Annotated in this window: 36 protein-coding genes; 34 read left to right on the top strand and 2 right to left on the bottom strand. The window is 66.9% G+C overall.

Going from position 1 to position 23,306, the window contains the following annotated elements:
• Position 1: 1 nt before the first annotated feature.
• The 30 genes from rplC to truA all read left to right on the top strand — a co-directional run bounded on the left by rplC (position 2) and on the right by truA (position 16,912).
• Entirely contained in the window at positions 2-646 is a 645-nt protein-coding gene (rplC, locus tag AB0C82_RS04675) for a 50S ribosomal protein L3 (RefSeq protein WP_328905321.1), read from the top strand.
• A 4-nt stretch (positions 647-650) separates the two neighbouring features.
• Positions 651-1,301, top strand: coding sequence for a 50S ribosomal protein L4 (rplD, locus tag AB0C82_RS04670; RefSeq protein WP_362836214.1), 651 nt, complete (start codon positions 651-653; stop codon positions 1,299-1,301).
• A complete protein-coding gene (gene rplW, locus AB0C82_RS04665; protein WP_185299090.1) occupies positions 1,301-1,636 on the top strand; it encodes a 50S ribosomal protein L23 in 336 nt (111 codons plus the stop codon). Before rplD ends, rplW begins: the two co-directional genes overlap by 1 nt.
• A 40-nt stretch (positions 1,637-1,676) precedes the next feature.
• Positions 1,677-2,513, top strand: a complete 837-nt coding sequence (rplB, locus tag AB0C82_RS04660; RefSeq protein WP_073718388.1) for a 50S ribosomal protein L2 — start codon at positions 1,677-1,679, stop codon at positions 2,511-2,513.
• 12 nt (positions 2,514-2,525) lie between these two features.
• Positions 2,526-2,807, top strand: coding sequence for a 30S ribosomal protein S19 (rpsS, locus tag AB0C82_RS04655; RefSeq protein WP_003966956.1), 282 nt, complete (start codon positions 2,526-2,528; stop codon positions 2,805-2,807).
• A gap of 43 nt (positions 2,808-2,850) precedes the next feature.
• Complete coding sequence (gene rplV / locus AB0C82_RS04650) at positions 2,851-3,198, top strand: 50S ribosomal protein L22 (RefSeq protein ID WP_004571827.1); 348 nt, start codon at positions 2,851-2,853, stop codon at positions 3,196-3,198.
• Positions 3,198-4,049, top strand: a complete 852-nt coding sequence (gene rpsC, locus AB0C82_RS04645; protein WP_362836212.1) for a 30S ribosomal protein S3 — start codon at positions 3,198-3,200, stop codon at positions 4,047-4,049. Before rplV ends, rpsC begins: the two co-directional genes overlap by 1 nt.
• A 5-nt stretch (positions 4,050-4,054) precedes the next feature.
• Positions 4,055-4,474: a 50S ribosomal protein L16 gene (rplP, locus tag AB0C82_RS04640; RefSeq protein ID WP_014154587.1), complete on the top strand. Its 420-nt coding sequence runs from the start codon at positions 4,055-4,057 to the stop codon at positions 4,472-4,474.
• Positions 4,474-4,698, top strand: a complete 225-nt coding sequence (rpmC, locus tag AB0C82_RS04635; protein ID WP_014047786.1) for a 50S ribosomal protein L29 — start codon at positions 4,474-4,476, stop codon at positions 4,696-4,698. The genes rplP and rpmC overlap by 1 nt, the downstream gene beginning before the upstream one ends.
• Entirely contained in the window at positions 4,698-4,982 is a 285-nt protein-coding gene (gene rpsQ / locus AB0C82_RS04630; RefSeq protein ID WP_328905325.1) for a 30S ribosomal protein S17, read from the top strand. Before rpmC ends, rpsQ begins: the two co-directional genes overlap by 1 nt.
• 106 nt (positions 4,983-5,088) lie before the next feature.
• Entirely contained in the window at positions 5,089-5,457 is a 369-nt protein-coding gene (gene rplN, locus AB0C82_RS04625) for a 50S ribosomal protein L14 (RefSeq protein ID WP_003966950.1), read from the top strand.
• A 2-nt stretch (positions 5,458-5,459) separates the two neighbouring features.
• Positions 5,460-5,783 carry a 50S ribosomal protein L24 gene (gene rplX, locus AB0C82_RS04620; RefSeq protein ID WP_018550616.1) on the top strand — a complete coding sequence of 108 codons (324 nt, stop codon included), beginning with the start codon at positions 5,460-5,462 and terminating at the stop codon, positions 5,781-5,783.
• Positions 5,783-6,340, top strand: a complete 558-nt coding sequence (rplE, locus tag AB0C82_RS04615) for a 50S ribosomal protein L5 (RefSeq protein WP_073718383.1) — start codon at positions 5,783-5,785, stop codon at positions 6,338-6,340. The genes rplX and rplE overlap by 1 nt, the downstream gene beginning before the upstream one ends.
• 2 nt (positions 6,341-6,342) lie before the next feature.
• Positions 6,343-6,528, top strand: a complete 186-nt coding sequence (locus AB0C82_RS04610; RefSeq protein ID WP_003948630.1) for a type Z 30S ribosomal protein S14 — start codon at positions 6,343-6,345, stop codon at positions 6,526-6,528.
• 225 nt (positions 6,529-6,753) lie between these two features.
• Positions 6,754-7,152, top strand: a complete 399-nt coding sequence (gene rpsH, locus AB0C82_RS04605) for a 30S ribosomal protein S8 (RefSeq protein ID WP_028439249.1) — start codon at positions 6,754-6,756, stop codon at positions 7,150-7,152.
• 21 nt (positions 7,153-7,173) lie between these two features.
• Entirely contained in the window at positions 7,174-7,713 is a 540-nt protein-coding gene (gene rplF, locus AB0C82_RS04600; protein ID WP_362836209.1) for a 50S ribosomal protein L6, read from the top strand.
• Between the two features lie 3 nt (positions 7,714-7,716).
• The gene (gene rplR, locus AB0C82_RS04595; protein WP_362836207.1) at positions 7,717-8,100 is read left to right on the top strand and encodes a 50S ribosomal protein L18; all 384 of its coding nucleotides are present in this window, start codon (positions 7,717-7,719) and stop codon (positions 8,098-8,100) included.
• A 47-nt stretch (positions 8,101-8,147) separates the two neighbouring features.
• Positions 8,148-8,750, top strand: a complete 603-nt coding sequence (gene rpsE / locus AB0C82_RS04590) for a 30S ribosomal protein S5 (RefSeq protein ID WP_173315042.1) — start codon at positions 8,148-8,150, stop codon at positions 8,748-8,750.
• Positions 8,750-8,932 (top strand): 50S ribosomal protein L30, encoded by a 183-nt coding sequence (gene rpmD, locus AB0C82_RS04585; RefSeq protein ID WP_015610734.1) that lies wholly within the window; start codon positions 8,750-8,752, stop codon positions 8,930-8,932. Before rpsE ends, rpmD begins: the two co-directional genes overlap by 1 nt.
• A 1-nt stretch (position 8,933) precedes the next feature.
• Positions 8,934-9,389 carry a 50S ribosomal protein L15 gene (gene rplO, locus AB0C82_RS04580; RefSeq protein WP_014047794.1) on the top strand — a complete coding sequence of 152 codons (456 nt, stop codon included), beginning with the start codon at positions 8,934-8,936 and terminating at the stop codon, positions 9,387-9,389.
• A 224-nt stretch (positions 9,390-9,613) separates the two neighbouring features.
• Positions 9,614-10,933: a preprotein translocase subunit SecY gene (gene secY, locus AB0C82_RS04575; protein ID WP_362836204.1), complete on the top strand. Its 1,320-nt coding sequence runs from the start codon at positions 9,614-9,616 to the stop codon at positions 10,931-10,933.
• Positions 10,933-11,592, top strand: a complete 660-nt coding sequence (locus AB0C82_RS04570) for an adenylate kinase (RefSeq protein ID WP_362836202.1) — start codon at positions 10,933-10,935, stop codon at positions 11,590-11,592. The genes secY and AB0C82_RS04570 overlap by 1 nt, the downstream gene beginning before the upstream one ends.
• A gap of 121 nt (positions 11,593-11,713) precedes the next feature.
• On the top strand, positions 11,714-12,550 hold the full coding sequence (map, locus tag AB0C82_RS04565; protein WP_362836200.1) for a type I methionyl aminopeptidase: 837 nt from the start codon (positions 11,714-11,716) through the stop codon (positions 12,548-12,550).
• Positions 12,551-12,715: 165 nt separating this feature from the next.
• Positions 12,716-12,937: a translation initiation factor IF-1 gene (gene infA, locus AB0C82_RS04560; protein WP_014047798.1), complete on the top strand. Its 222-nt coding sequence runs from the start codon at positions 12,716-12,718 to the stop codon at positions 12,935-12,937.
• Positions 12,938-12,997: 60 nt separating this feature from the next.
• The gene (gene rpmJ, locus AB0C82_RS04555; protein WP_003956441.1) at positions 12,998-13,111 is read left to right on the top strand and encodes a 50S ribosomal protein L36; all 114 of its coding nucleotides are present in this window, start codon (positions 12,998-13,000) and stop codon (positions 13,109-13,111) included.
• Between the two features lie 198 nt (positions 13,112-13,309).
• A complete protein-coding gene (gene rpsM, locus AB0C82_RS04550) occupies positions 13,310-13,690 on the top strand; it encodes a 30S ribosomal protein S13 (protein WP_362836198.1) in 381 nt (126 codons plus the stop codon).
• Positions 13,691-13,762: 72 nt separating this feature from the next.
• Positions 13,763-14,167, top strand: a complete 405-nt coding sequence (gene rpsK / locus AB0C82_RS04545) for a 30S ribosomal protein S11 (RefSeq protein ID WP_003956432.1) — start codon at positions 13,763-13,765, stop codon at positions 14,165-14,167.
• Positions 14,168-14,303: 136 nt separating this feature from the next.
• On the top strand, positions 14,304-15,326 hold the full coding sequence (locus AB0C82_RS04540; protein ID WP_003966937.1) for a DNA-directed RNA polymerase subunit alpha: 1,023 nt from the start codon (positions 14,304-14,306) through the stop codon (positions 15,324-15,326).
• 146 nt (positions 15,327-15,472) lie between these two features.
• The gene (rplQ, locus tag AB0C82_RS04535) at positions 15,473-15,979 is read left to right on the top strand and encodes a 50S ribosomal protein L17 (protein WP_362836196.1); all 507 of its coding nucleotides are present in this window, start codon (positions 15,473-15,475) and stop codon (positions 15,977-15,979) included.
• 78 nt (positions 15,980-16,057) lie between these two features.
• Positions 16,058-16,912, top strand: coding sequence for a tRNA pseudouridine(38-40) synthase TruA (gene truA, locus AB0C82_RS04530; RefSeq protein WP_362836194.1), 855 nt, complete (start codon positions 16,058-16,060; stop codon positions 16,910-16,912).
• An 18-nt stretch (positions 16,913-16,930) separates the two neighbouring features.
• On the opposite strand, the gene AB0C82_RS04525 is transcribed toward truA, so the two are convergent.
• The gene (locus AB0C82_RS04525) at positions 16,931-17,785 is read right to left on the bottom strand and encodes a hypothetical protein (protein ID WP_362836192.1); all 855 of its coding nucleotides are present in this window, start codon (positions 17,783-17,785) and stop codon (positions 16,931-16,933) included.
• A 67-nt stretch (positions 17,786-17,852) separates the two neighbouring features.
• On the opposite strand from AB0C82_RS04525, the gene AB0C82_RS04520 reads away from it, so the two are divergent.
• From AB0C82_RS04520 to glmM, 4 genes are all read left to right on the top strand, one after another.
• Positions 17,853-19,475: an ATP-binding cassette domain-containing protein gene (locus AB0C82_RS04520; protein WP_362836190.1), complete on the top strand. Its 1,623-nt coding sequence runs from the start codon at positions 17,853-17,855 to the stop codon at positions 19,473-19,475.
• A 224-nt stretch (positions 19,476-19,699) separates the two neighbouring features.
• Positions 19,700-20,143 carry a 50S ribosomal protein L13 gene (rplM, locus tag AB0C82_RS04515; protein WP_362836188.1) on the top strand — a complete coding sequence of 148 codons (444 nt, stop codon included), beginning with the start codon at positions 19,700-19,702 and terminating at the stop codon, positions 20,141-20,143.
• Between the two features lie 45 nt (positions 20,144-20,188).
• Positions 20,189-20,725: a 30S ribosomal protein S9 gene (rpsI, locus tag AB0C82_RS04510; RefSeq protein WP_362836186.1), complete on the top strand. Its 537-nt coding sequence runs from the start codon at positions 20,189-20,191 to the stop codon at positions 20,723-20,725.
• A gap of 248 nt (positions 20,726-20,973) precedes the next feature.
• Entirely contained in the window at positions 20,974-22,332 is a 1,359-nt protein-coding gene (glmM, locus tag AB0C82_RS04505) for a phosphoglucosamine mutase (protein ID WP_362836184.1), read from the top strand.
• A 7-nt stretch (positions 22,333-22,339) separates the two neighbouring features.
• On the opposite strand, the gene AB0C82_RS04500 is transcribed toward glmM, so the two are convergent.
• The gene (locus AB0C82_RS04500; protein WP_362836182.1) at positions 22,340-23,299 is read right to left on the bottom strand and encodes a DUF389 domain-containing protein; all 960 of its coding nucleotides are present in this window, start codon (positions 23,297-23,299) and stop codon (positions 22,340-22,342) included.
• Between the last annotated feature and the right edge of the window lie 7 nt (positions 23,300-23,306).

The raw sequence follows: 23,306 nt of genomic DNA, 5'->3' as shown, positions 1-23,306 counted from the left end.
GATGAGCAAGAACATCAAGGGCGTCCTGGGCGAGAAGCTCGGCATGACCCAGGTCTGGGACGAGAACAACCGGGTTGTCCCGGTGACCGTCGTCAAGGCCGGTCCGTGCGTCGTGACGCAGGTCCGTACGAACGACAGCGACGGCTACGAGTCGGTCCAGATCGCCTTCGGCGAGATCGACCCGCGCAAGGTGAACAAGCCCCTCAAGGGCCACTTCGCCAAGGCCGACGTGACCCCCCGCCGCCACCTGGTGGAGCTCCGCACCCCTGACTCCAGCGAGTACACGCTGGGCCAGGAGATCACTGCCGAGGTGTTCGAGTCCGGCGTCAAGGTTGACGTCACGGGCAAGAGCAAGGGCAAGGGCTTCGCCGGTGTCATGAAGCGTCACAACTTCAAGGGCCTCGGCGCCGGTCACGGCGTCCAGCGCAAGCACCGTTCCCCCGGTTCGATCGGTGGCTGCGCCACCCCTGGGCGTGTCTTCAAGGGCATGCGCATGGCCGGCCGGATGGGTAACGAGCGCGTCACCACCCAGAACCTGACCATCCACGCGGTTGACGCGGAGAAGGGTCTGCTCCTCATCAAGGGCGCAGTCCCCGGTCCGAACGGCGGCCTCGTCCTGGTCCGTACCGCGGCCAAGGGGGCTTGAGGTAATGAGCACCATTGACATCCTTTCGCCGGCAGGCGACAAGGCCGGTACCGTCGAGCTCCCTGCGGAGATCTTTGACGCGAAGACCAGCGTTCCGCTGATCCACCAGGTCGTTGTCGCACAGCTGGCAGCTGCCCGTCAGGGCACGCACAAGACCAAGCGTCGTGGCGAAGTCCGTGGTGGTGGCCGCAAGCCTTACCGCCAGAAGGGCACCGGCCGCGCGCGCCAGGGTTCGACCCGTGCGCCGCAGTTCGCAGGCGGTGGCGTCGTCCACGGCCCGCAGCCGCGCGACTACTCGCAGCGCACCCCGAAGAAGATGAAGGCCGCCGCCCTGCGTGGTGCCCTCTCCGACCGGGCGCGTCACTCCCGCATCCACGTCATCACCGGCGTGGTCGAGGGTGGAGTTTCCACGAAGGCCGCCAAGACGCTGTTCGGCAAGATCTCGGAGCGCGCCAACCTGCTCCTGGTCGTCGACCGCGCCGACGAGGCCGCGTGGCTGTCCGCACGCAACCTGCCCCAGGTGCACATCCTGGAGCCGGGCCAGCTGAACACGTACGACGTGATCGTCTCTGACGACGTGGTCTTCACCCAGGCCGCTTTCGAGTCCTTCGTGTCTGGCCCCCAGACCGCTGAGACCGAAGGGAGCGACGCCTGATGAGCGAGGCGACCGTTACCAGCACCATCACGAGCAAGACCTACTCGGACCCGCGTGACGTTCTCGTCAAGCCGGTTGTCTCCGAGAAGAGCTACGCGCTGCTCGACGAGAACAAGTACACGTTCATCGTCGCGCCCGGCTCCAACAAGACCCAGATCAAGCAGGCCGTGGAAGCGGTCTTCTCGGTCAAGGTCACCGGGGTCAACACGATCAACCGGCAGGGTAAGCGCAAGCGCACCAAGACCGGCTTCGGCAAGCGCGCTGACACCAAGCGCGCCATCGTGACCCTTGCCGAGGGCGACCGTATCGACATCTTCGGCGGTCCGACCGCCTAACGGCGGTCTGGATCGTCCGGAATCGGACGAGGACTGAGAAATGGGAATCCGCAAGTACAAGCCGACGACCCCGGGCCGTCGTGGCTCCAGCGTCGCCGACTTTGTCGAGATCACGCGGTCCACGCCGGAGAAGTCGCTGGTCCGCCCCCTGCACAGCAAGGGCGGCCGTAACAACGCCGGTCGGATCACTGTTCGCCACCAGGGTGGCGGACACAAGCGCGCCTACCGTGTGATCGACTTCCGTCGTCACGACAAGGACGGCGTGCCGGCCAAGGTCGCGCACATCGAGTACGACCCGAACCGCACCGCGCGCATCGCGCTGCTGCACTACGCGGACGGCGAGAAGCGTTACATCGTCGCCCCGCGTGGCCTGTCGCAGGGTGACCGTGTCGAGAACGGTCCTGCCGCAGACATCAAGCCGGGCAACAACCTGGCGCTGCGCAACATCCCGGTCGGTACGACCATCCACGCCATCGAGCTCCGGCCCGGCGGCGGCGCGAAGTTCGCCCGTTCCGCGGGTACTTCCGTGCAGCTGCTGGCGAAGGAGGGCACCATGGCCCACCTTCGTATGCCGTCCGGAGAGATCCGGCTGGTCGACGCCCGCTGCCGCGCCACCATCGGTGAGGTCGGCAACGCCGAGCAGTCGAACATCAACTGGGGCAAGGCCGGCCGTATGCGCTGGAAGGGCGTTCGCCCGACCGTCCGCGGTGTCGCGATGAACCCGGTTGACCACCCGCACGGTGGTGGTGAAGGTAAGACCTCCGGTGGACGTCACCCGGTCTCGCCGTGGGGTCAGAAGGAGGGTCGTACTCGCTCGCCGAAGAAGGCATCGAGCAAGTACATCGTCCGCCGCCGCAAGACGAACAAGAAGCGCTAGGAGCGGGTTTAGATGCCGCGCAGTCTCAAGAAGGGGCCCTTCGTCGACGGCCACCTCATCAAGAAGGTGGACGTACAGAACGAAGCTGGCACCAAGAACGTCATCAAGACCTGGTCCCGTCGCTCGATGATCGTCCCGGCCATGCTGGGTCACACCATCGCGGTGCACAACGGCAAGATCCACGTCCCGGTGTTCGTCACCGAGTCGATGGTCGGCCACAAGCTCGGCGAGTTCTCGCCGACTCGCACCTTCCGCGGCCACGTCAAGGACGACCGGAAGTCGAAGCGCCGCTAAGCGCGGGGTGGAAACGACTATGACTTACACCGAAGGGACAACCATGGAAGCCAGGGCCCAGGCGCGGTACATCCGCGTCACGCCCATGAAGGCCCGCCGAGTGGTGGACCTCATCCGTGGCATGGATGCCACGGAGGCTCAGGCGGTCCTGCGTTTCGCCCCGCAGGCCGCGAGCGTGCCGGTTGGCAAGGTGCTTGACAGCGCCATTGCCAACGCTGCACACAACTACGACCACACCGACGCCTCTTCGCTGGTCATCAGCGAGGCGTACGTGGACGAGGGCCCGACCCTGAAGCGGTTCCGTCCGCGTGCTCAGGGCCGTGCCTACCGGATCCGTAAGCGGACCAGCCACATCACCGTGGTCGTCAGCAGCAAGGAAGGAACCCGGTAATGGGCCAGAAGGTTAACCCGCATGGGTTCCGGCTCGGCATTACCACGGACTTCAAGTCCCGTTGGTACGCCGACAAGCTGTACAAGGACTACGTCAAGGAAGACGTTGCCATTCGTCGCATGATGACGAAGGGCATGGAGCGTGCCGGTATCTCGAAGGTTGAGATCGAGCGCACCCGCGACCGCGTCCGCGTCGACATCCACACCGCCCGCCCGGGCATCGTCATCGGCCGCCGTGGCGCCGAGGCCGACCGCATCCGTGGCGAGCTGGAGAAGCTGACCGGCAAGCAGGTCCAGCTGAACATCCTCGAGGTCAAGAACCCCGAGGTTGACGCTCAGCTGGTGGCCCAGGCCGTCGCCGAGCAGCTCTCCTCCCGCGTCTCCTTCCGTCGTGCGATGCGTAAGAGCATGCAGAGCACGATGAAGGCCGGCGCCAAGGGCATCAAGATCCAGTGCGGCGGTCGCCTCGGCGGCGCCGAGATGTCCCGCTCGGAGTTCTACCGCGAGGGCCGAGTGCCCCTGCACACGCTCCGCGCGAACGTGGACTACGGCTTCTTCGAGGCCAAGACGACCTTCGGCCGCATCGGTGTGAAGGTCTGGATCTACAAGGGCGACGTCAAGAACATCGCCGAGGTCCGCGCCGAGAACGCCGCAGCCCGTGCCGGCAACCGTCCGGCCCGTGGCGCTGAGCGTCCCGCCGGTCGCGGTGGCCGCGGTGGCAGCGGTGGTGGCGGCGAGCGTGGCGGTCGCGGAGGCCGCAAGCCGCAGCAGTCCGCGCCGGCAGCGGAGGCCCCCAAGGCCGACGCTCCCGCCGCCGCTGCTCCGGCTGAGAGCACCGGAACGGAGGCCTGACCGAAATGCTGATCCCCCGTAGGGTCAAGCACCGCAAGCAGCACCACCCGAAGCGCAGCGGTATGTCCAAGGGTGGCACGCAGGTTGCGTTCGGCGAGTACGGCATCCAGGCGCTGTCCCCGGCGTACGTGACGAACCGCCAGATCGAGGCCGCTCGTATCGCGATGACCCGCCACATCAAGCGTGGCGGAAAGGTCTGGATCAACATTTATCCGGACCGTCCCCTGACGAAGAAGCCTGCCGAGACCCGCATGGGTTCCGGTAAGGGTTCTCCCGAGTGGTGGATCGCGAACGTCAAGCCGGGTCGGGTGATGTTCGAGCTGTCCTACCCGAACGAGAAGATTGCTCGTGAGGCGCTTACCCGCGCTGCTCACAAGCTTCCGATGAAGTGCCGGATCGTTCGGCGCGAGGCAGGTGAGTCGTGATGTCGGCCGGTACCAAGGCGTCCGAGCTGCGCGAACTGGGCAACGAGGAGCTCCTCAACAAGCTCCGCGAGGCCAAGGAAGAGCTGTTCAACCTCCGCTTCCAGGCGGCGACGGGCCAGCTCGAGAACCACGGTCGGCTCAAGTCCGTCCGTAAGGACATCGCCCGGATCTACACCCTGATGCGCGAGCGCGAGCTCGGCATCGAGACGGTGGAGAGCGTCTGATGAGCGAGAAGAATGTGACTGAGACGACTGAGCAGCGCGGTTTCCGCAAGACCCGTGAGGGTCTCGTCGTCAGCGACAAGATGGACAAGACCGTCGTCGTCGCTGTCGAGGACCGCGTCAAGCACGCGCTGTACGGCAAGGTCATCCGCCGTACGAACAAGCTCAAGGCCCACGACGAGCAGAACTCTGCCGGCGTCGGCGACCGTGTTGTCATCATGGAGACGCGGCCGCTGTCTGCGACGAAGCGCTGGCGCATCGTCGAGATCCTCGAGAAGGCCAAGTAATCCCTGAGGGGGTTTCCCCTCAGGACAGTTCCGCCAGGCTCGGTGGGGGTCCGCTCCGTAACGGAGTGGCCCCCGCCGGGAACCGGCAGACGATCAGGAGATAGACGTGATCCAGCAGGAGTCGCGACTTCGTGTCGCCGACAACACGGGTGCGAAGGAAATTCTCACCATCCGTGTTCTCGGTGGCTCGGGTCGCCGCTACGCGGGCATCGGTGACGTCATCGTCGCCACCGTCAAGGACGCAATCCCCGGTGGCAACGTGAAGAAGGGTGACGTCGTCAAGGCCGTCATCGTTCGCACCGTCAAGGAGCGTCGTCGTCAGGATGGCTCGTACATCCGCTTCGACGAGAACGCAGCCGTCATTCTGAAGAACGACGGCGACCCCCGCGGCACCCGTATCTTCGGCCCGGTGGGCCGAGAGCTGCGCGAGAAGAAGTTCATGAAGATCATCTCGCTCGCGCCGGAGGTGCTGTAAGCATGAAGATCAAGAAGGGCGACCTGGTTCAGGTCATCACCGGTAAGGACAAGGGCAAGCAGGGCAAGGTCATCGTTGCCTACCCTGCTCAGGACCGCGTCCTCGTCGAGGGTGTCAACCGGGTCAAGAAGCACACGAAGGCCGGTCAGACCGCTCGCGGTTCGCAGACCGGTGGCATTGTGACGACCGAGGCCCCCGTCCACGTCAGCAACGTGCAGCTGGTTGTTGAGAAGGACGGCAACAAGGTCGTTACTCGCGTCGGCTACCGCTTTGACGACGAGGGCAACAAGATCCGCGTTGCCAAGCGCACCGGTGAGGACATCTGATGACTACCACCACAGCGCCGCGTCTCAAGACGCGCTACCGCGAGGAAATCGCCGGCAAGCTGCGTGAGGAGTTCTCCTACGAGAACGTCATGCAGGTTCCCGGTCTGGTCAAGATCGTGGTCAACATGGGTGTGGGCGACGCCGCCCGCGACTCCAAGCTGATCGACGGGGCCGTCAAGGACCTCACCACGATCACCGGTCAGAAGCCGGCCGTCACCAAGGCCCGCAAGTCGATCGCGCAGTTCAAGCTGCGCGAGGGGCAGCCGATCGGCTGCCACGTCACCCTCCGTGGTGACCGCATGTGGGAGTTCCTGGACCGTACGCTGTCGCTCGCGCTTCCGCGTATCCGTGACTTCCGCGGCCTGTCGCCGAAGCAGTTCGACGGCCGTGGCAACTACACCTTCGGTCTCACGGAGCAGGTCATGTTCCACGAGATCGACCAGGACAAGATCGACCGGGTCCGGGGCATGGACATCACCGTGGTCACCACGGCGACCAACGACGACGAGGGTCGTGCCCTCCTTCGTCACCTCGGCTTCCCGTTCAAGGAGAACTGACCGTGGCGAAGAAGGCTCTGATCGCTAAGGCCGCCCGCAAGCCGAAGTTCGGCGTGCGCGGGTACACCCGCTGCCAGCGCTGCGGCCGGCCCCACTCCGTGTACCGCAAGTTCGGCCTGTGCCGCGTGTGCCTTCGTGAGATGGCTCACCGTGGCGAGCTGCCGGGCGTGACCAAGAGCTCCTGGTAATTCTCCTTCGCCCCTTGGGGCGTTGGGAATTCCCGGAGACTCTCGGTAAGCATCTGGTCGGCAGGAGCCCCTCCTTACATGCCGTAGGCTTGTGGGGTTGGGCGCCTGCCGCCCAAGACCGACTTACTACGCCGTAGGTCCCCGCACCGCACCCGTCCCGCCACTGAGTGGGGAGAGGGATGGCGCATACAGGAAACCCCGGCGAGAGAGGCCGAAGGCCAACTCATGACCATGACTGATCCCATCGCAGACATGCTCACGCGTCTGCGTAACGCGAACTCGGCGTATCACGACGATGTCGCAATGCCGCACAGCAAGATCAAGTCGCACATCGCGGAGATCCTCCAGCAGGAGGGCTTCATCACGGGCTGGAAGGTCGAGGACGCCGAGGTTGGCAAGAACCTCGTCCTCGAGCTGAAGTTCGGGCCCAACCGCGAGCGTTCGATTGCCGGCATCAAGCGCATTTCGAAGCCGGGTCTGCGTGTATACGCAAAGTCCACCAACCTGCCGAAGGTTCTCGGCGGCCTGGGCGTGGCGATCATCTCCACGTCCCACGGTCTCCTGACCGGCCAGCAGGCCAGCAAGAAGGGCGTAGGTGGGGAAGTCCTCGCCTACGTCTGGTAGTCGGGAACGGAGGAATAGCTCATGTCGCGAATCGGCAAGCTCCCCATCCAGGTTCCCGCCGGTGTGGACGTCACCATCGATGGCCGCACGGTCGCAGTGAAGGGCCCCAAGGGCACCCTCTCGCACACCGTTGCCGCGCCGATCGAGGTCACCAAGGGTGAGGACGGCGTGCTCAACGTCGTTCGCCCTAACGACGAGCGTCAGAACAAGGCCCTTCACGGCCTGTCCCGCACGCTGGTGGCGAACATGATCACCGGCGTGACCGCGGGATACAGCAAGGCGCTCGAGATCAGCGGTGTCGGTTACCGAGTTCAGGCGAAGGGCTCCAACCTGGAGTTCGCCCTGGGCTACAGCCACCCGATCCTCATCGAGGCTCCGGAAGGCATCACCTTCAAGGTCGAGTCGCCCACGAAGTTCAGTGTCGAGGGCATCGACAAGCAGAAGGTCGGCGAGGTCTCCGCGAAGATCCGCAAGCTGCGGAAGCCCGACCCGTACAAGGCCAAGGGCGTCAAGTACGCCGGCGAGGTTGTCCGCCGCAAGGTCGGAAAGGCGGGTAAGTAAGCCATGGCATACGGTGTAAAGATCGCCAAGGGTGACGCCTACAAGCGTGCCGCCCTCAAGCGCCGCCACATCCGCGTCCGCAAGCACATTTCCGGTTCGCCGGAGCGGCCGCGCCTGGTTGTGACGCGTTCCAACCGCCACATGGTGGCTCAGGTCATCGACGACGTCGCGGGCCACACGCTCGCCTCGGCATCGACCCTGGACGTCTCCATCCGTGGTGGCGAGGGTGACAAGAGCACCCTGGCCAAGCAGGTCGGGGCCCTGGTCGCCGAGCGCGCCAAGGCCGCAGGCGTCGAGGCCGTCGTGTTTGACCGCGGTGGTAACCAGTACGCCGGGCGGATTGCCGCTCTGGCTGACGCCGCCCGTGAAGCCGGGCTGAAGTTCTAAGCCCCGGTTCCTACGCACAGCGTCCGTAACAGAGAGAGGTAATTCCAATGGCTGGACCCCAGCGCCGCGGAAGCGGTGCCGGTGGCGGCGAGCGGCGGGACCGGAAGGGCCGTGACGGTGGCGCCAGCGCCGCCGAGAAGACCGCGTACGTCGAGCGCGTCGTCGCGATCAACCGCGTCGCCAAGGTTGTGAAGGGTGGTCGTCGCTTCAGCTTCACCGCGCTGGTCGTGGTGGGCGATGGTGACGGCACCGTCGGTGTCGGATACGGCAAGGCCAAGGAAGTTCCCGCGGCCATCGCCAAGGGCGTTGAAGAGGCCAAGAAGAGCTTCTTCAAGGTTCCGCGTATCCAGGGCACCATCCCTCACCCGATCCAGGGCGAGAAGGCTGCGGGCGTCGTTCTGCTCAAGCCCGCTTCCCCCGGTACCGGTGTGATCGCGGGTGGCCCGGTGCGCGCCGTTCTGGAGTGCGCCGGCGTTCACGACATCCTGTCGAAGTCGCTCGGGTCTTCGAACCCGATCAACATCGTGCACGCGACCGTGGCGGCCCTTCAGGGCCTGCAGCGTCCCGAGGAGATCGCGGCTCGCCGTGGTCTGCCCCTCGAGGACGTCGCCCCCGCGGCTCTCCTCCGTGCTCGCGCGGCAGGTGTGTGATGGCTCGCCTCAAGATCACGCAGACGAAGTCGTACATCGGCAGCAAGCAGAACCACCGCGACACCCTGCGTTCGCTCGGGCTCAAGCGCCTGAACGACTCGGTTGTCAAGGAGGACCGCCCCGAGTTCCGCGGAATGGCTAACACCGTCCGCCACCTCGTGACGGTTGAGGAGGTTGACTGACATGGCGGAGAACAGCCCGCTGAAGGCCCACAACCTCCGGCCTGCCCCGGGCGCCAAGACCGCCAAGACCCGTGTGGGTCGTGGTGAGGCGTCCAAGGGTAAGACCGCAGGCCGTGGTACCAAGGGTACGAAGGCTCGTTACCAGGTTCCGGAGCGCTTCGAGGGTGGCCAGATGCCCCTCCACATGCGTCTCCCGAAGCTCAAGGGCTTCAAGAACCCGTTCCGCACGGAGTACCAGGTCGTGAACCTGGACAAGCTCGCGACGCTCTACCCCGAGGGTGGAGAGGTCACGGTGGCCGACCTGGTCGCCAAGGGCGCTGTGCGCAACAACCACCTCGTCAAGGTCCTCGGACAGGGCGAGATCTCCGTGGCGCTGCAGGTTTCGGTTGACGCCGTCTCCGGCTCCGCCAAGGAGAAGATTGCCGCTGCCGGCGGCACTGTCACCGAGCTCGTCTGAGACAACTCGGACAAGCTGGTGGCCTGAACATCCGACCGGGGATGCCTCTCATATGGGGCATCCCCGGTTGGTCGTTCCTAGGGGGGCATGGTCGCCGGTAAGGTGGCCAGCGTTGTTGTGTGCTAACCCCCTGGGCGCCCGCCCGGGGACCTTTGACTGTTACCTAATCGTCGATCCTCAAGACCGTCACCTCTACGCATTGCGCGGGGGTCGCAGGAGGCACCGTGCTCACCGCGTTCGCCCGGGCGTTCAAGACGCCCGACCTGCGCAAGAAGCTGTTCTTCACGCTCGGCATCATCGTGCTCTACCGTCTCGGGGCGCACATCCCCGTACCGGGAGTGAGCTACGAGAACGTCCAGACCTGTGTTGATCAGGCAAGCAAGGGCAACAACAGCCTCTTCGGCCTGGTGAACATGTTCAGCGGTGGTGCACTGCTGCAGATCACGATCTTCGCGCTCGGCATCATGCCGTACATCACGGCCAGCATCATTCTTCAGCTGCTGACCGTCGTCATCCCCAGGCTCGAAGCCCTCAAGAAGGAGGGACAGTCGGGCCAGGGCAAGATCACGCAGTACACGCGTTATCTGACCGTCGCGCTCGCCATCCTCCAGGGCACCGGCCTGGTGGCAACCGCTCGCAGCGGGGCTCTGTTCAGCGGCTGTCCTGTCGCGGATCAGATCGTTCCCAACCAGTCGATCTTCACGACGGTCGTGATGGTTCTCACCATGACCGCCGGAACTGCCGCCGTGATGTGGCTCGGTGAGCTCATCACCGACAAGGGCATCGGCAACGGTATGTCGATCCTGATGTTCATCTCGATCGCGGCCAGCTTCCCCGGCGCGCTGTGGGCCATCAAGACCAGCGGCAAGCTCGCGGACGGCTGGATCGAGTTCGCCACCGTCATCCTGATCGGCTTCGTCATGGTCGGGCTCGTCGTCTTCGTCGAGCAGGCCCAGCGCCGCATCCCGGTGCAGTACGCGAAGCGCATGATCGGGCGCCGGTCCTACGGCGGTACGTCCACATACATCCCGCTGAAGGTGAACCAGGCGGGTGTGATTCCCGTCATCTTCGCTTCTTCGCTGCTCTACATCCCGGCCCTGATCGTCCAGTTCTCCAACTCCACCGCGGGCTGGGCGACATGGATCAAGGACCACTTCGTCAAGGGTGACCACCCCTACTACATCGCGACGTACTTCCTGTTGATCGTTTTCTTCGCCTTCTTCTATGTGGCGATTTCGTTCAACCCCGAGGAAGTCGCCGACAACATGAAGAAGTATGGTGGCTTCATCCCGGGCATCCGGGCTGGTCGCCCGACCGCCGAGTACCTGAGCTACGTGCTCAACAGGATCACTTGGCCGGGCTCGCTGTATCTGGGTCTGATCGCTCTTGTGCCGACGATGGCGTTGGCAGGCTTCGGCGGAGCCAACCAGAACTTCCCGTTCGGCGGGACGAGCATCCTCATCATCGTGGGTGTGGGTCTGGAAACCGTGAAGCAGATCGAGAGTCAGCTCCAGCAGCGCAATTACGAAGGGTTCCTCCGCTGATGCGAATCGTCCTCGTCGGGCCGCCCGGTGCCGGCAAGGGAACGCAGGCTGCGTACCTTGCCAAGAACCTGTCGATTCCGCACATCTCCACGGGCGACCTCTTCCGCGCCAACATCAGCCAGGGCACCGACCTTGGCAAGCAGGCCCGCGCCTACATGGACGCGGGGCAGCTGGTGCCGGACGAGGTCACCATCGGGATGGCCAAGGACCGCATGTCCCAGCCGGACGCCGTCAACGGCTTCCTGCTCGACGGCTTCCCGCGCAACGTGGGGCAGGCCGAGGCTCTCGACGGGATGCTCCGGAGCGAGAGCGTGAAGCTGGACGCGGTTCTGGACCTGGAGGTCCCCGAGGACGAGGTGGTCAAGCGCATCGCCGGCCGCCGCATCTGCCGGAACGAGAGCGCGCACGTCTTCCACGTGACCTACAACCCGCCGAAGGCCGAGGGTGTCTGCGACACCTGCGGTGGCGAGCTGTACCAGCGTGACGACGACAGCGAAGAGACGGTCCGGACCCGGCTCGAGGTCTACCACACGCAGACCGAGCCGATCATCGACTACTACAGGGCCCAGGGCCTGGTGGTCACCATCTCCGCGCTCGGCAAGGTCACCGACGTGACCGAGCGGGCCATGGAGGCGCTCAAGAAGTCCGACGAGGGCTGAGACCTCCCCGCATCACCTTCACAGCCGGCCGCGGCGCCTCAGGGCGTCGCGGCCGACTGTTTGCGCCGTATCGTGGGGTACGCCGCACCCGTATCCCACAGACGTAGAGAGGCGCCGAGCAATGGTGCAGATCAAGACCCCCGAGCAGATCGCGAAGATGCGCGAGGCGGGCCTGGTGGTCGCTGCCATTCACGCCGCCACCCGTGAGGCGGCCGTGCCCGGTGCCACCACGAAGGACCTGGACGAGGTCGCGCGCAAGGTGATCGCGGACCACGGCGCCAAGTCGAACTTCCTCGGGTACGGCGGATTCCCCGCGACCATCTGCACCTCGGTCAACGAGGTCGTCGTGCACGGCATCCCGGACGACAAGACCGTCCTCAAGGACGGCGACATCATCTCGATCGACGCCGGCGCGATCATCGACGGCTGGCACGGCGACGCCGCGTACACCGCGTTCGTCGGCTCCGGTCACGCCCCGGAGCTCGTGGAGCTGTCCCGGGTGACCGAGGAGTCGATGTGGGCCGGCATCGCCGCGATGAAGGTGAACAACCGCCTCGTCGACATCTCGAAGGCGATCGAGTCCTACATCCGCCGCCAGCCCCGCCCGGCCACCGGCAAGTACGGGATCATCGAGGACTACGGCGGCCACGGCATCGGCACCGAGATGCACATGGACCCGCACCTGCTGAACTACGTCTCCCGCAAGCGCGGCAAGGGCATCAAGCTGGTCCCGGGCGTCTGCCTGGCCATCGAGCCCATGGTGTCCCTCGGTACGGCGCAGACGAAGGTCCTCGCCGACGAGTGGACGGTCCTGACGACCGACGGCTCCTGGTCCTCGCACTGGGAGCACTCGATCGCGCTGACGGAGCAGGGTCCCCTCGTCCTCACCGCCCCCGACTGCGGCCGCGCGAAGCTGGCCCAGTACGGCATCGAGGCCGCGCCCGACCCCCTCGGGTGATGACGGGCCCGCCCGGCAGGTCTAAGGATCACCGATGGTGGGCAAACTTGACGGATTCGTCTTTTCGGGTCCGCTGACGTAGACTGACTCGTCGGCTCTCGTGCATCCGTGTGTCCGCATATGGAAGCCGAAGTCGATCAAGGTAGCCGATTCGAAAGGCGAAGCGTGGCCAAGAAGCAAGGTGCCATCGAAATTGAGGGCACCGTGATCGAGTCTCTCCCGAACGCAATGTTCAGGGTGGAGCTCCAGAACGGTCACAAGGTCCTCGCGCACATCAGCGGCAAGATGCGGATGCACTACATCCGTATCCTCCCGGATGACCGGGTCGTGGTGGAGCTCTCTCCGTACGACCTGACGCGTGGCCGGATCGTCTACCGATACAAGTAGATCTTGCCCGCACCGCGCTTCGGCGCGGTGGTGGCACTGACCCGGAGAACCTGACATCCCATGAAGGTCAAGCCGAGCGTCAAGAAGATCTGCGACAAGTGCAAGGTGATCCGCCGTCACGGTCGGGTCATGGTCATCTGCGACAACCTGCGCCACAAGCAGCGCCAGGGCTGAAGCACGACCCCCTGCATCTCGCAGACTTCGCGCGACGCACGTAATTCGTACATACGCAGTGCCCGTCCAAGCTTCGGCTGACGACACCTCCGGCGGGGGCCGGGGACCCGGACGTACCACCTCAGTACTTCGTACGAGAGGTCGGCGGCCGGGAGTGACACTGTGGAAGACCCCCGACATAACAACTGGAGCCATTGAATGGCACGCGTTTCAGGTGTTGACATCCCGCGCGAAAAGCGCGTGGAGGTTGCCCTCACCTACGTCTTCGGTATCGGGCGCACCCGGTCCAAGGAGATCCTCGCCAACGCAGGCGTGAACCCGAACACCCGCGTTCGTGACCTGGCCGAAGAGGACCTGGTCAAGATCCGCGAGTACGTGGACGCCAACCTGCGCACCGAGGGTGACCTTCGTCGCGAGATCCAGGCCGACATCCGCCGCAAGGTCGAGATCGGTTGCTACCAGGGCATCCGTCACCGCCGCGGTCTGCCGGTGCACGGTCAGCGCACCAGCACCAACGCGCGTACCCGCAAGGGCCCGCGTCGCGCGATCGCCGGTAAGAAGAAGCCGGGCAAGAAGTAGTCCTCAGCGGACGCTATCCAGCGGTCTTCGCTGTAGGACCGATCACCTCCCCTCTCCATCTGGAGTAAAGACATGCCCCCCAAGGGTCGTCAGGGCGCAGCCAAGAAGGTGCGTCGCAAGGAAAAGAAGAACGTCGCTCACGGCCACGCGCACATCAAGAGCACGTTCAACAACACCATCGTCTCGATCACGGACCCCTCGGGCAACGTGATCTCCTGGGCCTCCGCCGGCCACGTCGGCTTCAAGGGCTCGCGCAAGTCCACCCCCTTCGCCGCGCAGATGGCCGCCGAGTCGGCCGCCCGCCGCGCGCAGGAGCACGGCATGCGCAAGGTTGACGTCTTCGTCAAGGGTCCGGGCTCCGGCCGCGAGACCGCGATCCGCTCCCTCCAGGCCACGGGCCTCGAGGTCGGTTCGATCCAGGACGTCACCCCGACGCCCCACAACGGCTGCCGCCCGCCGAAGCGTCGTCGCGTCTGACGCACGACGGCCGGTAACGGTTGTTGCGTTTTTCTCGGGTCCGGGCGGTATGTCTCTTCGGAGGCGTACCGCCCGTACCCTTGTTCTATCTGTAGGGCATCAAATAGTGGGTGCCCACGACTGAAGGATTCTCCTCATGCTGATCGCTCAGCGTCCGTCGCTGACCGAAGAGGTCGTCGACGAGTTCCGCTCCCGGTTCGTGATCGAGCCGCTGGAGCCGGGCTTCGGTTACACCCTCGGCAACTCCCTGCGCCGGACCCTTCTCTCCTCGATCCCGGGTGCGGCTGTCACGTCCATCCGCATCGACGGTGTCCTGCACGAGTTCACCACCGTGCCGGGCGTCAAGGAAGACGTCACCGACCTCATCCTCAACATCAAGCAGCTCGTCGTCTCCTCGGAGCACGACGAGCCGGTCGTGATGTACCTGCGCAAGCAGGGCCCGGGTCTGGTCACCGCCGCTGACATCGCCCCGCCGGCCGGTGTCGAGGTCCACAACCCGGACCTCGTCCTGGCCACGCTGAACGGCAAGGGCAAGCTGGAGATGGAGCTGACCGTCGAGCGCGGTCGCGGCTACGTCTCCGCCGTCCAGAACAAGCAGGTGGGTCAGGAGATCGGCCGGATCCCGGTCGACTCCATCTACTCCCCGGTGCTCAAGGTCACGTACAAGGTCGAGGCGACCCGTGTCGAGCAGCGCACCGACTTCGACAAGCTGATCGTCGACGTCGAGACCAAGCAGGCCATGCGTCCCCGTGACGCCATGGCGTCGGCCGGTAAGACCCTGGTCGAGCTGTTCGGCCTGGCGCGCGAGCTCAACATCGACGCCGAGGGCATCGACATGGGCCCCTCGCCGACGGATGCCGCGCTCGCCGCCGATCTGGCGCTGCCGATCGAGGAGCTCGAGCTCACGGTCCGTTCGTACAACTGCCTCAAGCGCGAGGGCATCCACTCCGTGGGTGAGCTCGTGGCCCGTTCCGAGGCCGACCTGCTCGACATCCGCAACTTCGGTGCGAAGTCGATCGACGAGGTCAAGGCGAAGCTGGCCGGTATGGGCCTCGCGCTGAAGGACTCGCCTCCCGGCTTCGACCCGACCGCCGCCGCTGACGCGTTCGGCGCGGACGACGACGCGGACGCCGGTTTCGTGGAGACCGAGCAGTACTGATCCGCCTCCGGCAGGGGCGCCCTGGATTCCGGGTGCCCCTCGCCGGGCCGAGGCTCTGTCCTCGAACGACTTCCGCGGGGCGACCGCCTCGTGGGAACTGACACCGGTACCTGATACGGCCGGTGCAGCACACAAGGAGACACACCATGCCGAAGCCCGCCAAGGGCGCCCGTCTGGGCGGCAGCGCTGCGCACGAGAAGCTTCTTCTCATCAACCTCGCGAAGTCGCTGTTCGAGCACGGCCGCATCACGACGACCGAGGCCAAGGCCCGCCGCCTGCGCCCCGTCGCCGAGCGTTTCATCACCAAGGCGAAGAAGGGCGACATCCACAACCGTCGCCTGGTGCTGCAGTCGATCACGGACAAGGGCATCGTGCACACGCTCTTCACCGAGATCGCCCCGCGCTACGAGAACCGCCCCGGTGGTTACACCCGTATCACCAAGATCGGCAACCGTCGTGGCGACAACGCCCCGATGGCGGTCATCGAGCTGGTCGAGGCGCTGACCGTGGCGCAGCAGGCCACCGGTGAGGCCGAGGCCGCGACCAAGCGTGCGGTCAAGGAAGACTCCCTCAAGAAGGACGAGGCCCCGGCCGAGTCCGTCGAGGACGCCAAGCCGGCCGCCGAGGCCGACGCGGAGTCCAAGGACGCCTGAGCGTTCTGAGACCACTGGACGGGCCCGCATCACCCTTCGGGGCGATGCGGGCCCGTTCTGCTTCGAGAGGATGCACGGGTGAGTGACGAGGTGGAGCCCGGTTTCGTACGGGTGCGGCTGGACCTTTCGTACGACGGGAAGGACTTCTCCGGCTGGGCGAAGCAGACCAGCCGGCGCACGGTGCAGGGTGAGATCGAGGATGCGCTGAGGACCGTGACCCGGTCCTCGCGCACGTACGACCTGACCGTAGCCGGGCGTACCGATGCCGGGGTGCACGCGAGGGGGCAGGTCGCGCACGTCGATCTGCCGGCCGAGGTGTGGGCCGAGCACGAGGAGAAGCTGCTGCGGCGCATGGCCGGGCGGATGCCGCAGGATGTGCGGATCTGGCGGGCCGCCGAGGCGCCGGCCGGATTCAACGCGCGGTTCTCGGCGATGTGGCGGCGTTACGCGTACCGGGTGGCGGACCGGCCGGGCGGGGTGGATCCGCTGCTGCGGGGTCATGTCCTGTGGCACGACCGGCCGTTGGACGTGGACGCGATGAACGAGGCGGCGGCGCCGATGGTGGGCGAGCACGACTTCGCCGCGTACTGCAAGAAGCGCGAGGGTGCGACGACCATCCGTACGCTCCAGAAGCTGAACTGGGTACGGGACGAGGCGTCCGGCGTGATGACGGCGACCGTGCAGGCCGACGCGTTCTGCCACAACATGGTGCGGGCGCTGATCGGCGCCGCGCTGTTCGTGGGGGACGGGCGGCGGCCCGCCGGGTGGCCCGCGGAGGTGCTGGCCGCGCGGGTGCGGGACCCCGCGGTGCATGTGGTCAGGCCGCACGGTCTGACGCTGGAGGAAGTGGCCTATCCCGCCGACGCGTTGCTGGCGGCGCGGGCCGTGGAGGCCCGTAACGTACGGACGTTGCCCGGGGACGGTTGCTGCTGAGCCCCCGGGCGGTGCGGGTCAGGCGACCGGTGCGCCGACGGCCGCCGACGCCTGGACCTCGCCGCGGTGGTGGATCTGACGGAACGTGAAGTTCGTCAGGTCGTCACCGACCGCGAACACGTTGCTGTCCGCCCTGGTGACGTTCTTGCCGTTCGTGAAGCCGCTGACGGTGAAGTAGGCGTAACGGCCGTGGGAGTTGGCGGTGCGGCGGCATACCGCGCCGCCGCGGCAGAAGGTGGGCACGCCCGCGCCGCTGAGGGAGGCGATGCCGCCCGCTGCCTGCTGGGCCGTCTTCCTGGCCTGGGCCTCGGTCCTGAAGACCGCCAGGCCGACCGTCACCGCCACACCGTCCTTGCGGTAGGTGGCGCGTATGACCTGCTCGCAGCCGTTGCCGGTGAGGATGGAGCCGAGCGCTCCCTGGGTGGTGGACGCGCAGCTGCGGGTCTGCGCCGCCGCGCCCTTCGCGTACACGCGGTCGCCCATGGTCAGGCGCTTGCCGGGGAAGAAGGCGTCGACGGTGACCGGCGCCTTGTCCTTCCCGGCGTCGGATATGAAGTCCTTCGGGTCCGGCGGGGGCGGCGGCGCGACCGAGGAGAACGACGGCTCGGGTGCGGTGGTCTCCGACGGCAGGTCGGCGGGCGCGGGCAGCTCGCTCGCGTTCTTCTCCGACCTGGCCGGACCGCCGTTGCCGTTGGCCGTGATCACGGCTGTGGCCACGATCGCGCCGACCGCGGCGGTGGCCAGCGCACCCCCGCCGATCATCAGCCATCTCTTGCGGCGGCTGCGTGCCGCGGACTCCTCGGCCAGTGCGGCCCAGTCCGGCGTGTGGTTGTCGCCCGGCCCCCAGGAGGGCCCCCCTTGACCAAAGCTCATGCGGCGAATCTTAGACCGCGGCAAAACCGGTTGGGCCAGGGCTTCGCGGGCCGTGACAATGCTGGGTATGGGACATCTTGAAGCAGGGCACCTGGAGTACTACCTACCGGACGGGCGGGTGCTGCTCGGCGATGCTTCGTTCCGGGTCGCGGACGGCGCCGTCGTCGCTCTCGTCGGGGCGAACGGTGCGGGCAAGACGACGCTGCTGCGGCTGCTGGCCGGCGAGCTCCAGCCGCACGGCGGTTCGGTGTCGGTGAGCGGCGGGCTCGGGGTGATGGCCCAGTTCGTGGGCTCGGTGCGGGACGAGCGGACCGTGCGGGATCTGCTGGTGTCCGTGGCCCAGCCCAGGATCAGGGACGCCGCGGAGGCCGTCGACGCGGCCGAGGCGCTGATCCTCACCGTGGACGACGAGGCCGCGCAGATGAAGTACGCGCAGGCACTCAGCGACTGGGCGGAGGTGCGGGGGTACGAGGCCGAGACGCTGTGGGACATGTGCACGATGGCCGCGCTGGGCGTGCCGTACGAGAAGGCGCAGTGGCGTGAGCTGCGGACGCTCAGCGGGGGTGAGCAGAAGCGGCTGGTCCTTGAGGCGCTGCTCCGGGGGCCCGACGAGGTGCTGCTCCTGGACGAGCCGGACAACTATCTGGATGTGCCGGGCAAGCGGTGGCTCGAGGAGAAGCTCAAGGAGACCCGTAAGACGGTCCTCTTCGTCTCCCACGACCGGGAGCTGCTGTCCCGGGCCGCCGAGAAGATCGTGAGTGTGGAGCCCAGCGCCGCCGGATCGGACGTCTGGGTGCACGGCGGGGGATTCGCGACGTACCACGCGGCGCGCAAGGAGCGGTTCGCGCGCTTCGAGGAGCTCCTGCGGCGCTGGGAGGAGGAGCACGCCCGGCTGAAGGCGCTCGTCCTGCGGATGCGGCAGCAGGCGGCGAACAGCCCGGACATGGCGAACCGCTACCACGCGATGCAGACCCGCTTCAAGAAGTTCGAGGACGCTGGCCCGCCGCCGGAGCCGCCGCGCGAGCAGGACATCAAGATGAGGCTGCGCGGCGGGCGGACCGGGGTGCGGGCGGTGACCTGCAAGAACCTGGAGCTGACCGGACTGATGAAGCCGTTCGACCTGGAGATCTTCTACGGGGAGCGGGTCGCGGTCCTCGGATCCAACGGGTCGGGCAAGTCGCACTTCCTGCGGCTGCTGGCCGGCGACACGTCGGTGGCGCACACGGGGGAGTGGAAGCTCGGGGCGCGGGTCGTGCCGGGGCACTTCGCGCAGACCCACGCGCATCCGGAACTGCTGGGTCACACGCTGGTCGAGATTCTCTGGACCGAGCACGCCAAGGACCGCGGCGGGGCGATGTCCGTGCTGCGGCGCTACGAGATGGAGCGGCAGGGGGACCAGCCGTTCGAGAAGCTGTCGGGCGGGCAGCAGGCGCGGTTCCAGATCCTGCTGCTGGAGCTGGCCGGAACGACGGCGCTGCTGCTGGACGAGCCGACTGACAACCTGGACCTGGAGTCGGCGGAGGCCCTGCAGGACGGGCTCGAGGTGTACGACGGCACGGTGATGGCGGTCACCCACGACCGGTGGTTCGCGAAGTCCTTCGACCGGTACCTGGTCTTCGGGTCGGACGGGGTGGTGCGCGAGACGGCGGAGCCGGTGTGGGACGAGCGGCGGGTCGAGCGGGCGCGGTAGGGCGGCGCGTTTTGACCCGTCCGGGGAGGGGCGGGTACTGTCGGGGTTGTTATGCGTATTGGCTTCGTCGTTCTCACGCGAAGGGCCCTTACGTAGGTTCCCTGGAGCAGTTACCAGTGGCTCGCATACGGGCAGCGTCCCCGGCATTGTGTGCCCCAGCTGCATATCGCTTCAGAGGTGCCGTGTGTCTGGACCCCATCCACTGAAGAAGCGAAGGCTACGAAGTGCGTACGTACAGCCCCAAGCCCGGCGATGTCACTCGCCAGTGGCACATCATCGACGCCGAGGACATCGTCCTGGGCCGTCTGGCCACCACGGCTGCGAACCTCCTTCGCGGCAAGCACAAGGCGATCTACGCCCCCCACATGGACATGGGCGACTTCGTCATCATCATCAACGCCGAGAAGGTCCACCTCTCCGGCAACAAGAAGACCCAGAAGATGGCGTACCGCCACTCCGGTTTCCCGGGCGGTCTTCGTTCCGTGCGTTACGACGAGCTCCTCTCCAAGAACCCGGAGAAGGCCGTCGAGAAGGCCATCAAGGGCATGATCCCCAAGAACACCCTGGGCCGTCAGATGATCTCGAAGCTCAAGGTCTACGCGGGTGACCAGCACCCGCACGGCGCGCAGCAGCCGGTCCCGTTCGAGATCACCCAGGTCGCGCAGTAGTTCCGGCCTCCCCCTTAAGACGTACAGAAAGATCTGAGGAGAATCGTGGCCGAGACCACTGTTGAGACGCCCGTCGAGGGCACCGAGGGCACCGAGGGCGAAGAGGTTTTCGCCGAGGTGACCACGTTCGAGTCCGAGGTGCCCGTCGAGGGCGAGTACACCTCCGAGTCGCTTGCCGGCCGCTTCGGCGACCCGCAGCCCGCGGCCGGCCTGGGCCGTCGCAAGAACGCCATCGCCCGCGTCCGGATCGTTCCGGGCACCGGCAAGTGGAAGATCAACGGTCGCACCCTTGAGGACTACTTCCCCAACAAGGTGCACCAGCAGGAAGTCAACGAGCCCTTCAAGGTGCTCGAGCTCGACGGCCGCTACGACGTCATCGCCCGCATCTCGGGTGGCGGCGTCTCCGGTCAGGCCGGCGCCCTGCGCCTCGGCGTGGCCCGCTCGCTGAACGAGGCGGACGTGGACAACAACCGCGCCACGCTGAAGAAGGCCGGCTTCCTCTGCCGTGACGACCGTGCGGTCGAGCGCAAGAAGGCCGGTCTCAAGAAGGCCCGTAAGGCCCCGCAGTACAGCAAGCGCTAAACCGCCTGCTCGTCAGCGTTACCCGTTCGCCCCGGCGGCACACTTCGTGCCGCTGGGGCGTTCGTTTATCGGCCCTCGCGGGCGTATAACGGCATGAGACGTTCATAGTGCCGAGGGCCGGGCCCGTCGCGCGGTGTTCGCAGCGGCATGTCCATGCCGGGCCCCCTTGTTTTTCGTATTTCTTGTTTTCTTGGCGTGAACCCTGTGGTTCGTGGTTTGTGGTTTCGGAGCAATCTCGGAGGACACCAGTGGGACGACTCTTCGGCACGGACGGCGTGCGCGGCGTCGCGAACGCGGATCTGACGGCCGAGCTCGCGCTCGGTCTGTCGGTCGCGGCGGCGCACGTACTTGCCGAGGCGGGGACCTTCGAGGGGCATCGGCCGAAGGCCGTGGTGGGCCGCGACCCGCGTGCGTCCGGAGAATTCCTCGAGGCCGCCGTCGTGGCGGGCCTCGCCAGCGCGGGCGTGGACGTCCTGCGGGTCGGCGTGCTGCCCACGCCCGCCGTGGCGTACCTCACGGGCGCGCTCGGCGCCGACATCGGCGTGATGCTCTCCGCCAGCCACAACGCGATGCCGGACAACGGTGTCAAGTTCTTCGCCCGCGGCGGCCACAAGCTCGCCGACGAGCTGGAGGACCGCATCGAGACGGTCTACGAGCAGCACCGCACCGGTGAGCCGTGGGCGCGCCCGACAGGCGCCGGAGTGGGCCGGGTCAGTGACTACGCCGAGGGATTCGACCGGTACGTCGCCCACCTCATCGCCGTGCTGCCCAACCGGCTCGACGGGGTGAAGGTCGTCCTGGACGAGGCGCACGGTGCGGCGGCCTGGGTCTCCCCCGAGGCGTTCGCGCGGGCCGGTGCCGAGGTCGTCACCATCGGTGCCGAGCCGGACGGTCTGAACATCAACGACGGCTGCGGCTCCACCCACCTGGGTCTGCTGCGCGCCGCGGTCGTCGAGCACGGCGCCGATCTCGGGATCGCGCACGACGGCGACGCCGACCGCTGCCTCGCCGTGGACGCGGCGGGCGAGGAGATCGACGGCGACCAGATCCTGGCCGTACTCGCCCTCGCCATGCGGGAGGCCGGAAAGCTCCGCAAGGACACCGTCGTCGGCACGGTCATGTCGAACCTCGGCTTCAAGATGGCGATGGAGCGGGAGGGCATCGCGCTCGTCCAGACCGCCGTCGGGGACCGTTACGTCCTGGAGTCCATGAAGGCCGAAGGCTTCGCGCTGGGCGGCGAGCAGTCCGGCCACGTCATCGTCCTCGACCACGCCACGACCGGTGACGGCACGCTGACCGGTCTGATGCTGGCGGCCCGGGTCGCCGCCACCGGCCGTACGCTCGCCGATCTGGCCGGCGTCATGCAGCGCCTCCCGCAGGTGCTCATCAACGTGCCGGACGTCGACAAGTCCCGGGTGAGCACCTCGTCCGAGCTGGCCACCGCGGTCGCGGAGGCGGAGCACGAGCTCGGCGCCACCGGCCGCGTACTGCTGCGCCAGTCGGGCACCGAGCCGCTCGTACGGGTCATGGTCGAGGCCGCGGACATCGAGCAGGCCCGCGCCGTGGCCGGCCGGCTGGCCGACGCGGTGAAGTCGGCCCTCGGCTGATCTGCCGTCACACGCTGTCGGCCGGCTCCGTCTTCGGGGCCGCCCGGCGGCGGTGGGCGGCCCACAGGCCCCTCTGGAGCAGGAGGGTCAGGGTGCCCGCGAGCACGATGCCGCCGAGGTTCGCCAGCAGCTGGCCGGCGGAGCCCCACATCTGGCTGTAGTCCTCGTAGCTGAACGCCACCGCCGCGTTGGCCGCCGCCGGGACCGTCGTCACCGAGATCGCCACGCCGATCAGCGCCCCGGACTTCGCGGAGGTCAGCGAGAGCGTCCCGGCGATGCCCGCGAGGAACGCCACCACGAACGACATCCAGTCCGGCTTCCAGATGAACGCCGTATTGGGCCGGTCCGCCTCGACCATCTCGCGTGTGAAGAGGCCGAGGGCGTCCAGCAGCCAGGCGAAGCCGGCGGTCATGACCATGGCCACCGCGAAGCCGCCGATCAGGGCCCACGCGGAGCGCAGCGCGAGCCGGGGGGCGCGCTGCACCAGCGCCGTGCAGATTCCGGCCAGCGGTCCGAACTCCGGGCCGACCGCCATGGCGCCCACGATCAGGATCGCGTTGTCGAGCATCACACCGCAGGCGGCGAGCATCGTGGCGACGGTGAGGAACGCCAGGTACGTGATGCTGAGCGTCGACTCCTCGTGGGTGGCCTCCGTCAGCTCCTCCCACAGCACCGCGTCCGCGCCGTCGCCCGGCGCGGCCTCCTCCGCCCGGTCGGCGTGCTCGGAGAGCGTCAGGTCCATGTTCTCGACCGTGATCGAGCCGGACTTGTCGATGCCGAGCCCGCGCAGCGCGCCGATCAGCTCGTCGCCCGCCTCGCGCGCCACGTCGCAGAGCACCACGTCGCCCGCCGGGCTACGGGCCGCGCCGGTCAGCACGGCGAGGTGGGTGCAGCCGACGGTGCGCTCCAGCAGATCCACCACCTCGTCCGAGCGGTCGGTGGGGACTATCAGGCGCAGGTGCAGCACGGGCGGG

This window comes from Streptomyces sp. NPDC048560 (genome assembly GCF_040650955.1).
Classification (GTDB): Bacteria; Actinomycetota; Actinomycetes; order Streptomycetales; family Streptomycetaceae; genus Streptomyces.
Note: the sequence above shows the minus strand (reverse complement) of the source record. Positions and strands in the feature narration are given on the sequence as shown.

What these genes read in the sequence shown, in the direction of transcription:
- rplF (WP_362836209.1), top strand. Translation starts at nt 7,174, where the DNA reads ATGTCGCGAATCGGCAAGCTCCCCATCCAGGTTCCCGCCGGTGTGGAC.
- rplC (WP_328905321.1), top strand. Translation starts at nt 2, where the DNA reads ATGAGCAAGAACATCAAGGGCGTCCTGGGCGAGAAGCTCGGCATGACC.
- rpmJ (WP_003956441.1), top strand. Translation starts at nt 12,998, where the DNA reads ATGAAGGTCAAGCCGAGCGTCAAGAAGATCTGCGACAAGTGCAAGGTG.
- AB0C82_RS04525 (WP_362836192.1), bottom strand. Translation starts at nt 17,785, where the DNA reads ATGAGCTTTGGTCAAGGGGGGCCCTCCTGGGGGCCGGGCGACAACCAC.
- map (WP_362836200.1), top strand. Translation starts at nt 11,714, where the DNA reads ATGGTGCAGATCAAGACCCCCGAGCAGATCGCGAAGATGCGCGAGGCG.
- rplV (WP_004571827.1), top strand. Translation starts at nt 2,851, where the DNA reads ATGGAAGCCAGGGCCCAGGCGCGGTACATCCGCGTCACGCCCATGAAG.
- rpmC (WP_014047786.1), top strand. Translation starts at nt 4,474, where the DNA reads ATGTCGGCCGGTACCAAGGCGTCCGAGCTGCGCGAACTGGGCAACGAG.
- rplP (WP_014154587.1), top strand. Translation starts at nt 4,055, where the DNA reads ATGCTGATCCCCCGTAGGGTCAAGCACCGCAAGCAGCACCACCCGAAG.
- rpsC (WP_362836212.1), top strand. Translation starts at nt 3,198, where the DNA reads ATGGGCCAGAAGGTTAACCCGCATGGGTTCCGGCTCGGCATTACCACG.
- rpsQ (WP_328905325.1), top strand. Translation starts at nt 4,698, where the DNA reads ATGAGCGAGAAGAATGTGACTGAGACGACTGAGCAGCGCGGTTTCCGC.
- AB0C82_RS04520 (WP_362836190.1), top strand. Translation starts at nt 17,853, where the DNA reads ATGGGACATCTTGAAGCAGGGCACCTGGAGTACTACCTACCGGACGGG.
- rpsE (WP_173315042.1), top strand. Translation starts at nt 8,148, where the DNA reads ATGGCTGGACCCCAGCGCCGCGGAAGCGGTGCCGGTGGCGGCGAGCGG.
- rpsM (WP_362836198.1), top strand. Translation starts at nt 13,310, where the DNA reads ATGGCACGCGTTTCAGGTGTTGACATCCCGCGCGAAAAGCGCGTGGAG.
- rplE (WP_073718383.1), top strand. Translation starts at nt 5,783, where the DNA reads ATGACTACCACCACAGCGCCGCGTCTCAAGACGCGCTACCGCGAGGAA.
- rpsK (WP_003956432.1), top strand. Translation starts at nt 13,763, where the DNA reads ATGCCCCCCAAGGGTCGTCAGGGCGCAGCCAAGAAGGTGCGTCGCAAG.
- rplR (WP_362836207.1), top strand. Translation starts at nt 7,717, where the DNA reads ATGGCATACGGTGTAAAGATCGCCAAGGGTGACGCCTACAAGCGTGCC.
- rpsS (WP_003966956.1), top strand. Translation starts at nt 2,526, where the DNA reads ATGCCGCGCAGTCTCAAGAAGGGGCCCTTCGTCGACGGCCACCTCATC.
- AB0C82_RS04540 (WP_003966937.1), top strand. Translation starts at nt 14,304, where the DNA reads ATGCTGATCGCTCAGCGTCCGTCGCTGACCGAAGAGGTCGTCGACGAG.
- rpsH (WP_028439249.1), top strand. Translation starts at nt 6,754, where the DNA reads ATGACCATGACTGATCCCATCGCAGACATGCTCACGCGTCTGCGTAAC.
- AB0C82_RS04570 (WP_362836202.1), top strand. Translation starts at nt 10,933, where the DNA reads ATGCGAATCGTCCTCGTCGGGCCGCCCGGTGCCGGCAAGGGAACGCAG.
- rplQ (WP_362836196.1), top strand. Translation starts at nt 15,473, where the DNA reads ATGCCGAAGCCCGCCAAGGGCGCCCGTCTGGGCGGCAGCGCTGCGCAC.
- rpmD (WP_015610734.1), top strand. Translation starts at nt 8,750, where the DNA reads ATGGCTCGCCTCAAGATCACGCAGACGAAGTCGTACATCGGCAGCAAG.
- rplW (WP_185299090.1), top strand. Translation starts at nt 1,301, where the DNA reads ATGAGCGAGGCGACCGTTACCAGCACCATCACGAGCAAGACCTACTCG.
- rplO (WP_014047794.1), top strand. Translation starts at nt 8,934, where the DNA reads ATGGCGGAGAACAGCCCGCTGAAGGCCCACAACCTCCGGCCTGCCCCG.
- rplD (WP_362836214.1), top strand. Translation starts at nt 651, where the DNA reads ATGAGCACCATTGACATCCTTTCGCCGGCAGGCGACAAGGCCGGTACC.
- rplB (WP_073718388.1), top strand. Translation starts at nt 1,677, where the DNA reads ATGGGAATCCGCAAGTACAAGCCGACGACCCCGGGCCGTCGTGGCTCC.
- rplX (WP_018550616.1), top strand. Translation starts at nt 5,460, where the DNA reads ATGAAGATCAAGAAGGGCGACCTGGTTCAGGTCATCACCGGTAAGGAC.